This is a genomic window from Prochlorococcus marinus, assembly GCF_001180245.1.
In the GTDB taxonomy this organism is placed as follows: domain Bacteria; phylum Cyanobacteriota; class Cyanobacteriia; order PCC-6307; family Cyanobiaceae; genus Prochlorococcus_A; species Prochlorococcus_A marinus_F.
In genome coordinates this window covers 212,415-224,688 of the sequence record NZ_CVSV01000131.1, presented here as the reverse complement: position 1 = coordinate 224,688, position 12,274 = coordinate 212,415, and the positions used below count along the sequence as shown (strand labels likewise).

Genomic DNA, 12,274 nt, shown 5'->3' with positions numbered 1-12,274 from the left:
AACAAACATGTCTATTCCTGAAGTAGGTAAAAAAATAAGGGTAACAGTGCCTTCCACAACTGCTAATTTAGGGCCTGGATTCGATTGTCTTGGAGCAGCATTAGATTTGTATAATGAGTTTATTTTTACAAGAATTGAAGGTGGTGGAGATAGATTTGATTTAATAATGGAAAGTACAGATGGTAATCACCTAAGAGGAGGACCTGAAAACTTAGTTTTTAGAGCAGCTCAGAAAGTTTGGGAGAGCGCAAATATGGATCCTTTTGCACTTGAAGCAAGAGTTAAATTGGCAGTACCGCCTGCACGTGGGCTAGGAAGTAGTGCTACAGCAATAGTTGCTGGACTAATCGGAGCTAATGCAATAATGAACTCTCCATTGTCCAAAGAAAAACTCCTTGAACTTGCCATTGATATAGAAGGTCATCCCGATAATGTAGTTCCCTCTCTTCTGGGTGGGCTTTGTTTGACAGCCAGGTCTTCTTCTCAGAGATGGAGAATCATTAGATGTGATTGGCACGATTCAATTAAAGCTGTTGTGGCAATACCTGCAATTCGTCTAAGTACAAGTGAAGCAAGAAAGGTTATGCCCAGAAATGTACCTATATCAGATGCAGTGACAAATATGGGAGCACTTACTTTGTTACTTAACGGCTTAAAAGCAGGGAATGCAGAACTGATAAAAGAGGGAATGTTTGATAAGCTACATGAACCCTACAGATGGAAACTTATTAAGGGAGGATTAGAAGTTAAAGAGGCCGCACTAAATGCAGGTGCTTTAGGATGTGCAATTAGTGGGGCTGGGCCAAGTATCTTGGCTTTATGTAAAAAAGAAAATGGTAAAAACGTCAGTCAAGCCATGGTGAAAGCATGGGAGAAATCAGGTGTAGCAAGCAGAGCGCCGTTTTTAAACGTTCAAACAATCGGCAGCCAATTTAGCACTATCTCTGGTAAGTAGTTTTACTTAGGCATTTTTAATGTTATAGTCTCAAGCTAGTACAACTTCAACTAGAATAAAAAAATTATTCATTACATAAATGAATTTAGAATCTTTTCCTTGGCTATCATCTATTGTTTTACTGCCTTTAATTGGGGCATTAATAATGCCTTTCTTGAGTTCAAAAGAAGGAGAAGATAATACACTCCCTAGAAATATCTCATTAAGTTTTTTATTTATAGATTTTTTACTAATAGTCGGCGTCCTTTTTCAAAAATTCAATACTTCAGATAGCTCACTACAACTGGTAGAGAGAGCTTCCTGGTTACCATCTATAGGCTTAGAGTGGTCTCTTGGAGTAGATGGTTTATCTGCTCCTTTAGTAGCTTTAAGTGGGTTAATTACATTTTTATCAGCTGCGGCTAGTTGGAAAATTAAAAAAAAATCTAATCTATATTTTGCTCTTTTATTAGTCCAATCATCAGCACAGGCACTAGTTTTCCTTTCTCAAGATTTCATATTATTTTTCTTGGCCTGGGAACTTGAATTAGTTCCGGTATATCTTCTTATTGCGATTTGGGGCGGGAAAAAGAAATTATATGCGGCAACTAAATTCATTCTTTATACAGCTTTAGCTTCTTTATTAATACTCATAAGTGGGTTAGCTCTTGCCCTGAGTGGTGATACCTTTACTTTAAATATTACTGATTTAACGAATAAACATGTATCGGGCAGCCTAGCTTTGTTATCTTATTTAGGATTTTTAATTGGTTTTGGAGTAAAACTTCCTATCTTTCCATTACATACATGGTTACCTGATGCACATGGAGAGGCTAATGCTCCAGTTTCAATGCTATTAGCTGGAATACTCTTAAAAATGGGAGGTTATGCTCTCTTAAGATTTAATGTTCAAATACTACCTGAAGTACATCTTCAAATTGCACCTGCGCTAATTATTCTTGGAATTATCAATATAATTTACGGCGCTCTTAATGCATTTGCCCAAGATAATGTTAAAAGAAGAATTGCATGTAGCTCTGTGAGTCATATGGGTTTTGTTCTATTAGGAATTGGAGCAGTAGATGCTTTAGGTATAAGCGGAGCAATGCTCCAAATGATAAGTCACGGACTTATAGCTGCAGCTATGTTTTTTGTTACGGGCTCATTTTATGAGAGAACAAATACTCTTTCGATACCAAACATGGGTGGATTGGCAAAGGTCTTGCCAATAACTTTTGCTTTTTTCTTAGCAAGTTCTTTGGCCTCTTTAGCATTACCTGGGATGAGCGGATTTATAAGTGAAATAACTGTATTTTTAGGAATAACTAGTCAAGAAGGCTTTAGCTCTATCTTTAGATCAATCACTATTCTTATTGCAGCTATAGGTTTAGTTCTAACACCAATATATCTACTATCAATGTGTAGAAGAGTATTCTTTGGCCCTAGAATTCCTGCCCTAGCTACAGTTAAAGAGATGAATGGTCGAGAATTGACGATTGGTTTCAGCTTATTGTTGCCTACTTTGGTGATAGGTTTTTGGCCAAAAATCGCGATAAATTTATACGAATCTTCAACGAATGCTCTCAGTCAGCAGCTCACTCTAGCTAAATTAGTCGGGTTAATACCAATTTTAATTAATTAAATTACTTTAATAAATGGATAACTCAATTTTTAAATATGGAGAATTACCAGAATTTAAAAAATTTACTCCCGAAAATATAAGTAAACAATTCCCAGTAGTACTAAAAAAGATAGCTGAAGAATTTAAAAACATAGAAAAAAATTTATCTAATTATTTGATTCAAAATGATTTAAATTGGGATAAGGTAATAAATCCTTTAAATGAAGTAAATGAAATTCTTAGATGGAGTTGGGGAGTGATAAGTCACCTAAATGCTGTAAATAATTCTGAAAGTTTAAGAGATATTTATTCAAAATTTCTTCCAGAGATTATTAGCTTGAGTAATAAATTCGGGCAAAGCAAAATAATTTACAATTCTTTAGTCAAGCTTAAAGAAACAAATAACTTTGATCAAATTAAAAACAGAATTTTAGATAAAGAAATTCTTGAGATGCAACATAGAGGAATTTCACTGCAAAAGAATGATCAAGAAGAATTCAACAAAATTTCAGAAAAGCTTGGAGAACTATCAACTGAATTCAGTAACAATGTTCTTGATGCCACTAACGAATGGTTTTTAATTTTAAATAAAAAATCTGAAGTCGATGGTCTTCCTGAACGAGTTCTTGAATTGATGGCAATTTCTGCACACAATCACTTAAAAAAAGATGAAGAAGTTGATATTAAAAATGGTCCTTGGAAATTAAGTTTAGATATTCCAACTTATACTTCATTTATGACATATGCCACTGACCGTAACCTTAGAGAGAAACTTTATAAGGCATTCGTTGGTAGGGCATCTCAAGGAGAAAAAAATAATTCTCAAATCATTGAAGAAATATTATCTCTTAGAACTAAACAGGCTAATCTTCTCGGTTATAAAAGTTGGGCAGAACTAAGTTTGAAAACGAAGATGGCGAAAGAAATTAAAAATGTTGAAAACCTCTTAGAAGAATTGAGAGAGCCAGCATTTAAAACCGCAAAAATTGAATTAGAAACCCTCGAAAAGTTTTCTAAAGCTAATGGATTTCCAAAATCACAGAATATCGAGCCATGGGATGTTAGTTATTGGTCCGAACTTCTTAGAAAGGAAAAGCTCAATTTGGATCAAGAGTCTTTGAGACCTTGGTTCCCACTAAATGATGTTTTAAAAGGTTTATTTAAATTAAGTGAAAAGCTTTTTGAAATTAAAGTAGTCGAGGCAACCGATGAGGCACCTCTATGGAATGATGACGTTTTATTTTTTAATATCCTCAATAAAGAAAATGACAAAATAGCATCATTTTACCTAGATCCATATTCGAGGCCTGAATCAAAAAGGGGAGGGGCTTGGATGGATGAATGTTTGAATAAAAATAATGTTGGCAAAAAGACCCTCCCGGTAGCTTATCTCGTTTGTAATCAGACTCCACCATCAAAAGATAAACCTAGTTTGATGAGTTTTGAAGAAGTTCAGACACTTTTCCATGAATTTGGTCATGGACTTCAACACATGCTTACTACTGTAAATCTTCCTCAAGCAGCTGGCATCAACAACGTTGAGTGGGATGCAGTCGAACTTCCAAGTCAATTTATGGAAAACTGGTGTTTTCATAAAAATACACTTATGAATATTGCTAAGCACTACAAAACAGGAGAAAAGTTATCCGATGAGAATTTTGAGAAGCTCCTAAAGAATAGAACTTTTAATTGTGGTATGGCTACTCTTAGACAACTGCATTTTGCAATAACAGACCTCAGATTGCACAGTAGTATTGATATAAACGAAGGTAAAACCGCAGATGAAATAAGAAGAGAAATTGCAAAACAAACTACAGTTATTGAACCTATTCAAGAAGATCAATTTCTTTGTTGTTTTAGTCATATATTTGCAGGAGGCTATTCTGCAGGATATTACTCATATAAATGGGCTGAAGTTCTAAGTGCTGATGCATTTTCAATGTTTGAAGAAGCTGATCTAGAAAACTCTGAAGATTTAAATTTAATAGGAAAGAAATTTAAAGATACAATACTTAGTTTAGGTGGAAGCTTACCTCCATTAGACATATTTAAACTATTCAGAGGAAGAGAGCCACAAACAGATTCTTTAATAAGACACTTAGGCCTTTCAGAAGCTACATAATAATTTCATCGATTATTTTGTCGACCACAGATTTGTTTCTTACTAGATTTCTATGTTTATATACTTTTACTGATATTTTTTTTCCAAATTTTAAATTTGTCCACCAGCCAGGAAAAACCATCATATCCCAATAAGTAAAAAAATTTATACACTCAATATCATCAAGCAAAAAATCATTATTTGCGAGTTCCCTTAAAAACTTACTATTTATTTTCATTTCTGATATTCCTCTAAAAGGGTATCTAGGTATTAATTGAGCCATCAAAGTTCCCTTGTGAGGGGAGCCTACAGATATTAATCTTCTTGTTCTTTTACACCCATTAAATTTTTGAAGCCAGGACCTTCCAATTATTCCTCCCATAGAAAATCCCAAAATATCTATTTCTTTTTCTAAACCATATTTCTCTAAAATCAATTCGTTTAATTTATTAGTCAAATCCAGAATTGAAGTCATTCCAAATGAATGCTTAAGAGTTGGGGCAAAATATTCAATGCCAATATCATCAAGTTTTGATGTAATAGAAGAAAATATACTTGAAGTATTCCAAAGACCATGAATCAATATAATGGGATTTTTTTTTTCCAAAACTTTAATTATTTTCAAGAATTCTTACTATTGAGACCTTCCCATCGAAACCTGTGATTGGAGGATTGCATTTTGTCAAAATAATTTTAATTTTAGAAAGCTTAAATTCCTGATTAATGATTTCTAAAATTGAGTTTGAATATTTTTCAATTGTGAAACAATATATTTTCTTTGATTGATCTTTTAAAATTTGAACTAATTTTGAATAGTCAACTGTTTTTTTTATATCATCTTTTACTGTACATTTTTCAAAATCAGTCCACAAAAATATATCTAAAATAAATAACTGTCCTAATTCCCTTTCTTCATCAAGAACCCCAACTCTAGCCCAAAGTTTAATATTCTCAATTTTTAAAAAAGTTTCCATCTTGAAAAGTTTTAAAGATCTTTATGTGTATAGATAGCTTTTCCTGATGAAAAATCATCAACTATATTCCCATCACCTTTTAGGAAATATTTATAAGTTACCAAACCTTCAAGACCTACAGGTCCTCTAGGTGGAAGAGTTTGAGTAGATATACCAACTTCAGCTCCGAATCCATATCTAAAACCATCTGCAAACCTAGTGGAGCAATTATGAAAAACACCAGCACTATCAACTTCATTCATAAATTTATTAGCGGTATTTAAATTTTCAGTAATTATTCCATCAGTATGTTTTGAACTATATTTTTGAATATGCGTGATTGCCTCCTCCAGATCATCAACAATTTTTATCGATAAAATTAAATCCAAATATTCAGTTTGCCAATCTTCTAGACTAGCTTCATACTTTAAACCTAATTCAACGGATCTTTTATCACCGATTAATTTAACGTCATTTGAATTAAATAAAGGTATAGCCTTTTCAAGAAAAAATGGTGCAATGTCTTTGTGAACTAATAAAGTTTCAATAGCATTACATGCTGCAGGATATTGAATTTTACTATCCAAAGCTACTGACAAAGCCATCTCAAGATCTGCATCATTATCTATAAACAAATGACAAATTCCATCAGCATGACCTAGCACTGGAATTCTTGTATTCTCTTGAATAAATTTTACTAATTCATTACTTCCTCTTGGAATTATTAAATTGATATAGTTCTCGAGATTTAACATAGCCATGCTATCTTTTCTGCTTGTAAGTAAGCATATTGAATTTTTATCAAGACCTGATTCATATAACCCCATTTGTAAAGCATTGACTATTGCAGCGTTTGTTAAATTAGCTTCACTTCCTCCCTTTAGCATAACTCCATTACCTGATCTTATTGCTAAGGAACTAATCTGCATCACGGCATCCGGCCTTGATTCAAAAATAACCCCTAAGACTCCAATTGGCACAGTTTTTCTTTCTAAAATCAAGCCCTTTGAAAGCTCTCTTTTTATTTGAACTTGATTTACAGGATCAGCCAATTCACCAACTTTTCTTACCCCATCAATTCCTGAATTTAATTTTTCTTTTGATAACTTTAATCTAGAGAGTAAAGCCTTTGAAATTCCTTTTTTTTCTGCTCTTTTATAGTCCTCAAAATTAGCATCTAAAATTTCTTTAGTATTTTTTTCTAGATAATCAGCCATAAAATTTAAGGCTTTAATTCTATTTTGATTATCAGCCTGACTTATTTTTATTGATGCCGAACGAACTTGATCAGCTTTTTCTAAAAGATCATTTCCTGGTTTAGGAACTTCAAAGGTATTAGCCATAATATTTTTATTTAATTTAATAATAATTCAAATTAAAGATTCTTTAAACTAACTTTCTTTATGATTTAATATCTTAAAAATAATTGAATTTGACTTTTCCAATCCCCATCTGAATCATAAGAACCTAATAATTCTAAGTTTGGATTGGCCTGAAAAGTCAAAATTCCTGTCGGTGGAACGTCATCTCTTCCTGGAACAGTTTGAAAGGCAAAATTTATCGCATCAGTAATATCAAATCCTATTTCAGCTACCCAAGCTTGAGAAGAAAATTCCTCATTAGAAGATGATTGCCCATCATTTTCTAGATCTAAATTTTCATTGGAAAAAATATTATTTAAAGAATCATTATTTTCTATTAATGCTGGATATAAAGATAACTGAAATCTTTCACTAAAAGCTTCTGCATTATTCAGTTGTGAAATAAATGCTCTATTTATTAAATTTGCAGAGTTACCACCAATCAAACCAATAATTTGTGATCTGTTATAACTTGGCGTGCTCCTTAATTGGATTCTTTTATTTTCATCTTCAAAAGATAGTTGATCTAAAAATCCTTCGTAAGAAGCTTCAATTTTGATAAGCCTTGAATTACCAATTCCAAATGCTCCAAAGCCACTTGAAGTATTATCTGCGACAATATCACTCGATATATTTGAATCCTGATTATTTTCTCTTATTGGAATTATAGAATCTGGAACTTTACTGACTAGTGAAAAATTAATGTATGGAACTAATCCACGACTTGGTAAAAATGCAATATAATTTTTTTTATTTTTCAAATATTGCATTAGTATTTCTATATCTTCTAAAGTTGACAGATCAGAGATGTTTTTATATTTATCAAGTTTAAAAGGTGTAGTGTATAGATTTGCTCTACCTTTTTTTATATCAATAATTCCCCAAGCATTTAAATCTTTTACAACTTCACCATTTAAAGTAATGTCGAAAACTGTTTCTAAATAAGCTTCAACTATTTCCGAATATTGTAGTTTAAATTCTGGCCCTAATTTTAATTTAAGATTATCAAAAAACAAGTTTTCTAAATAATTAGGCAATGTTTCAACAAAAAGAACTGAATTTAATATTTTTTCGTTTGAAATTATTTCAATATTCTGCTTATTATTCCAATAGAGTTCTTCCCAATCGTTTTTATCTACCTTGCGTTTAATATTTTTTTCTAATTTATTATTTTGATTATTGCTATTAAATTTTATAAATCCATTATTTAAAGATAGATAACCGCCCAACACAGGATTTTCAAATGATCCGCTTAAATCTAAATCTGAATCTAATAAAAAATTTAAATTATCTGTTTTTACGTTAAATCTATTTGTTTGCAAATTAATCTGACCTGATTTAGAGTTATTTTTATAAAAAGGCATAGAACCTTTTACTAAAAATTTTCCAGAATCTTCAGACATTGCTTGTAGATTCTCAATCTCTAAAGATTCAAAATCAAAAATTATCGAACTATTGATATCTACGATTTTATTGTTATAAAGATCAATTTCAGAATCTTTAATTACAATAAATCCATTTAATATAGGCTTGTTAATAGTTCCTTTTAATATCATTCTTAGATTTAAGTCACCTTTTTTGAAAGTAAAGAATTCATCTGTAAAATTTTCTATTAATTCAAGTATTTTTCCATCTCCACTAAATCTTAGATCTAAGTTTTCTGATTTATTTATAGGTATTTCTCCTTTAATAATAAGAGGAATTTGGGACTCATTTTTGAGTAATGAAAAATCAATATCAAAAATAGAATTATTAAATTCAATTAGTCCTTTATCAAATACTATTTTTTTATTTTTTATCGATGAATTATTAGAAGAAATTTCACTAGAGAAAGATTTTGAATCTAGATCATAAAATAAATTCATATCCAACCCTCCTATAAAATCTCTTGGTTGATTTAAAAAAATATTTGCAGTACTTAATGGTAGTTTTTTAATTCTTAGAGAACCTTTACCTCTTAATAATCCCCCTTCTAGATCAATGGAAAATTCCTCTTTCTTATTTTTGTTCTCATCTCCAGGGACATTAAGATAACCATTCATTTTTGCATTTAATTTGTAGTTACTTGGCTTATCACCCTTAATAGTTAGCTTTGCATCATATCTGCTACTGAATTTATTAAAGTATTTTTGCAAGTTAAATTTATCTCTTAAATTATTATTATTTTCATTGATTTTATTTATAAAATCTATCCTCTCTTTCAAAGAATTATTATCTTTATTTATTTCTAAATCATCCAAGATATTAGAATTACTTGTTGGGATAACTTTTTTATTATCAAATTTAAAAATCTCTATGGCAGTTAGAATAGTCCAGCTTGAACTTATATTATTGAAGTCTAAATTAATTAAACTATTTTTTTCTGAATTATACTTGACCTCAATTATTCCACCATCAATTGGATATAATGAAGAGTCAATATAAAAAGAATTATCTTTTAAGCTAAAATCAAATAATGAATTTGCTAACTTTATATTTCCATATTTACCTAAACTTAAAGCAATTCGCCCATCAAGATAAGACTGGTCTAAAGCTATTAATCCCGAACCATTAATAATTCCTTCAATCCTATCGTATTTATTTTTATTTATTGATAATTCAAGCTCATCAAGAGGGAAGTTATCAGCTCTCCAAACATAACTATTATTCTCCTTGACTATTTTTATATTACCTTTATCAGAGTTAAAAACTCTACTAAAACTTAAATTATCTAATTTAAGCCTAGAATCGAAATTAATTGAGAGATATGAGGGGATTGTAGAATAGTATTTATTTTTCATATTTAAAAAATATTCATTTTTGTCATTTTCAATAACTCCTTCCCAAGTATCTCTAATTCGGATCCCGTTATATTGTGGATAAGTAACATCAAAGTTTATAGAAATTTTAGGATCACTAATTTTTCCTTTTAATTCTCCTGCAGCAGTAATGAAACCGTCTATGCCATTTTTTTGGAAAATATTTAAATTTGCTAATTGAGTTCTATTTAACTTAAAACTAGAATCGATATTTCCAAAATTGATCCCTCTACTATCAATCCAATAAGGAATATTTCCCGTTAATTTAAGATCTGGATTCGGGCGTTTTTTGTATCCAACACTTCCTTTTAAATAAATATTATTAGAACTTTTGCTTAATGGAACATTTAGGTTGAAATTTGAAGTTAAAGAACCATAATTAAGGTTTTTTGAATTTCCTAGTAAATTATTATCTTTACAAAAAAGACCAGTCAAATCTGAACTTATATTCTCTGAGAAACCATTAGTTTTAATATCTAAATTATCAAAGACAAAACTTCCTTTACAAAATATTTTATTTGATGATTTATAAAGTTTAAAGTTAGATTTTAAATTCCCATTTCTAAATTCAATTTTTCTATTCATAATATTATATTCGGAGCCGTTGAGATTTAATCCTTTAGAAAAAACTTCAAGCCTTGAAAAATCTTGATTTAACTTTGTATTAAATTTAATTTCTAAAAAACCTTTTTCATCAAAATTAGATTTTATATTTGCCATGATTTTTCTATTGCTTGACTTGTAGATAACATTGCCTTTTACTTTTGTTTTTAATCCTGATTTTTTAAGGTTTAGAATTGAATAATTATCAAAGTTAAAATTCAAGTCATATTTAAATTTTGATTTGTTTATACTTCTACCTTTTTTATGAGATTTATCCCTTTTAAAGAAATCTCTATCTATATTTATGGCAGCTTCCTTAGGACTTATTTTTACTATCCATCTTTGTTTAAAAAAAGATCTAAGAGGCATAATGCCCACATATACATTTTTAGCTTTAATTTCAGAATCTAAATCTTTTTTATCACTAATTTTTGAATTACCTAAAGAAAAACCTAGGAATCTAATACCGACATAATCACCCAAATCAACATTTTTTTCTAAAAGATTCTCAATACTGTTTTCTAATTCTAATTTTTTGGAACTATAAGTTTCTTTTAAAAAATTATTTAATAAAAAAGTACCTAAAAAACCTAATGGGACAAGCATCCCTACTAAAAGAATCTTAGCATTTAAATTTAGAGATCTAATTTTTTTCAAGTTAGAGCCCAAAAATAGGGTAGGCTTACAAAATATAAGAAATTAATCAAGTCAAAGCCACTAAATGTCTTTTTTTGAACTATTAGAGAATACACCCAAAATTTTTGGATTCATTGGAATATTTCTATTCATTTGCACCATAGCAGCTTTTATATTTAATTTTGGTTTTAAATTTCGAATAATTGGAGCAACTATCTTTTCATTATTGCTTTCTTTGAGTAGTTGGGCATTTATACAGAGTTACACCGAAAAGGTTGCAATAGAAGGAGCAAAATATGTTCCAATTGTTTATGACAATGGGTTCGATTTGATTATTGCTAAAGCAGATGATGACTTTCCAGAAGAATCTATTGAGCCCACTTTAGAACAATTATCAAAAAACTTAATGAAAGGAAGCAGATCTGGTGCGAATGTAAAAATAAAGATAAGAAAGCTTGAAAAAATTTCAGATGGTGTAAGTAAGCCAGTGGTTATAGGAGAAGTTCAGAAAAATGTCAAAATGAATTAATCTTTTAAACAATGCAAAGCGAAGCCTTTTTAGATTTTTTGCCAACTAATTTTAGACATGAGAAATCTTTTTTTATTAAAAATAATCTAACTGACTTTGAAAAATTAAGTAATCTTTCGGACCTAGAGTTAAATGAGATTCAAAGAAAATCTTCACTATGTACGCTGAATAATCTAAAGAAAATTAGAGCTATAGCTCTTTTTAAAAAAGAAATTGGAATTTCTCCACCCCAAGCATATCTTCTTTTACATTGCGGTATATCTTCTATAAAATCTTTATCACTATCTACTCCTTCCGAAATAGAACACAAAATTGGTAGATTAGAAAGAATTCTTAGAGTAAAAAATGAGACAGGCACAACTTATAGTCTCTTGAAAGAATGGATTAAAAAAGCTAGTCAAATCGACAAATTCATTTGAAATCTTGGTTAAAAAATTTTTTTAATGTAGAATTCAGAAAAAACTAGTAATAATGAAACCTTTATTATTTTTGTTATTTTTGTTTTCCAACTCTTTATACCCTGTTTTTAGTCAATCTAACTTATTAGAAAGTGTAAAAAAGAATCCCGACGAAGCAAGAAATTTATGTAATAAGTTTAGAGAGTTTAATTCAAAAGGTGATTCAGCTAGTTCAATTGAAGTTGTAAAGTATGTAGCAAATAAAAAAAAGTTAACTCCCGTTAACGCAGAGATCTTTTCTATTTATGTCATTGGGCTGCACTGTCCAGACATTTTCTAA

At 30.1% G+C, this 12,274-nt stretch carries 10 protein-coding genes; 6 read left to right on the top strand and 4 right to left on the bottom strand.

Features of this window, described 5'->3' with window-relative positions:
• The first annotated feature begins 7 nt into the window (after positions 1–7).
• The 3 genes from thrB to AMO19_RS06465 all read left to right on the top strand — a co-directional run bounded on the left by thrB (position 8) and on the right by AMO19_RS06465 (position 4,677).
• On the top strand, positions 8–955 hold the full coding sequence (gene thrB / locus AMO19_RS06475; RefSeq protein ID WP_075507778.1) for a homoserine kinase: 948 nt from the start codon (positions 8–10) through the stop codon (positions 953–955).
• A 79-nt stretch (positions 956–1,034) separates the two neighbouring features.
• Positions 1,035–2,576 carry an NAD(P)H-quinone oxidoreductase subunit 4 gene (locus tag AMO19_RS06470; protein WP_075507777.1) on the top strand — a complete coding sequence of 514 codons (1,542 nt, stop codon included), beginning with the start codon at positions 1,035–1,037 and terminating at the stop codon, positions 2,574–2,576.
• Between the two features lie 13 nt (positions 2,577–2,589).
• A complete protein-coding gene (locus AMO19_RS06465) occupies positions 2,590–4,677 on the top strand; it encodes a M3 family metallopeptidase (protein WP_075507776.1) in 2,088 nt (695 codons plus the stop codon).
• Here AMO19_RS06465 and AMO19_RS06460 read toward each other — a convergent pair.
• The 4 genes from AMO19_RS06460 to AMO19_RS06445 form a co-directional block, all read right to left on the bottom strand.
• Positions 4,670–5,263, bottom strand: coding sequence for an esterase/lipase family protein (locus tag AMO19_RS06460; protein WP_075508047.1), 594 nt, complete (start codon positions 5,261–5,263; stop codon positions 4,670–4,672). The two genes, AMO19_RS06465 and AMO19_RS06460, sit on opposite strands and share 8 nt — an antisense overlap.
• A 4-nt stretch (positions 5,264–5,267) precedes the next feature.
• Complete coding sequence (gene folB / locus AMO19_RS06455; RefSeq protein WP_075507775.1) at positions 5,268–5,630, bottom strand: dihydroneopterin aldolase; 363 nt, start codon at positions 5,628–5,630, stop codon at positions 5,268–5,270.
• Between the two features lie 11 nt (positions 5,631–5,641).
• Positions 5,642–6,952: a glutamate-5-semialdehyde dehydrogenase gene (locus tag AMO19_RS06450; RefSeq protein ID WP_075507774.1), complete on the bottom strand. Its 1,311-nt coding sequence runs from the start codon at positions 6,950–6,952 to the stop codon at positions 5,642–5,644.
• A 65-nt stretch (positions 6,953–7,017) separates the two neighbouring features.
• Positions 7,018–10,977: a translocation/assembly module TamB domain-containing protein gene (locus tag AMO19_RS06445; RefSeq protein ID WP_075508046.1), complete on the bottom strand. Its 3,960-nt coding sequence runs from the start codon at positions 10,975–10,977 to the stop codon at positions 7,018–7,020.
• A 115-nt stretch (positions 10,978–11,092) separates the two neighbouring features.
• Between AMO19_RS06445 and AMO19_RS06440 the strand changes: the two genes are divergently transcribed.
• Genes AMO19_RS06440 through AMO19_RS06430 form a run of 3 tightly spaced genes read left to right on the top strand, consistent with a single transcriptional unit; the run spans position 11,093 to position 12,274 of the window.
• Complete coding sequence (locus AMO19_RS06440) at positions 11,093–11,536, top strand: DUF2518 family protein (protein WP_075507773.1); 444 nt, start codon at positions 11,093–11,095, stop codon at positions 11,534–11,536.
• A gap of 11 nt (positions 11,537–11,547) precedes the next feature.
• On the top strand, positions 11,548–11,955 hold the full coding sequence (locus tag AMO19_RS06435) for a DUF4332 domain-containing protein (protein WP_075507772.1): 408 nt from the start codon (positions 11,548–11,550) through the stop codon (positions 11,953–11,955).
• A gap of 52 nt (positions 11,956–12,007) precedes the next feature.
• Positions 12,008–12,274: a hypothetical protein gene (locus AMO19_RS06430; protein ID WP_075507771.1), complete on the top strand. Its 267-nt coding sequence runs from the start codon at positions 12,008–12,010 to the stop codon at positions 12,272–12,274.

Coding starts and splice junctions, on each gene's coding strand:
- AMO19_RS06470 (WP_075507777.1), top strand. CDS start 1,035: ATGAATTTAGAATCTTTTCCTTGGCTATCATCTATTGTTTTACTGCCT.
- folB (WP_075507775.1), bottom strand. CDS start 5,630: ATGGAAACTTTTTTAAAAATTGAGAATATTAAACTTTGGGCTAGAGTT.
- AMO19_RS06430 (WP_075507771.1), top strand. CDS start 12,008: ATGAAACCTTTATTATTTTTGTTATTTTTGTTTTCCAACTCTTTATAC.
- AMO19_RS06450 (WP_075507774.1), bottom strand. CDS start 6,952: ATGGCTAATACCTTTGAAGTTCCTAAACCAGGAAATGATCTTTTAGAA.
- AMO19_RS06435 (WP_075507772.1), top strand. CDS start 11,548: ATGCAAAGCGAAGCCTTTTTAGATTTTTTGCCAACTAATTTTAGACAT.
- thrB (WP_075507778.1), top strand. CDS start 8: ATGTCTATTCCTGAAGTAGGTAAAAAAATAAGGGTAACAGTGCCTTCC.
- AMO19_RS06465 (WP_075507776.1), top strand. CDS start 2,590: ATGGATAACTCAATTTTTAAATATGGAGAATTACCAGAATTTAAAAAA.
- AMO19_RS06440 (WP_075507773.1), top strand. CDS start 11,093: ATGTCTTTTTTTGAACTATTAGAGAATACACCCAAAATTTTTGGATTC.
- AMO19_RS06445 (WP_075508046.1), bottom strand. CDS start 10,977: ATGCTTGTCCCATTAGGTTTTTTAGGTACTTTTTTATTAAATAATTTT.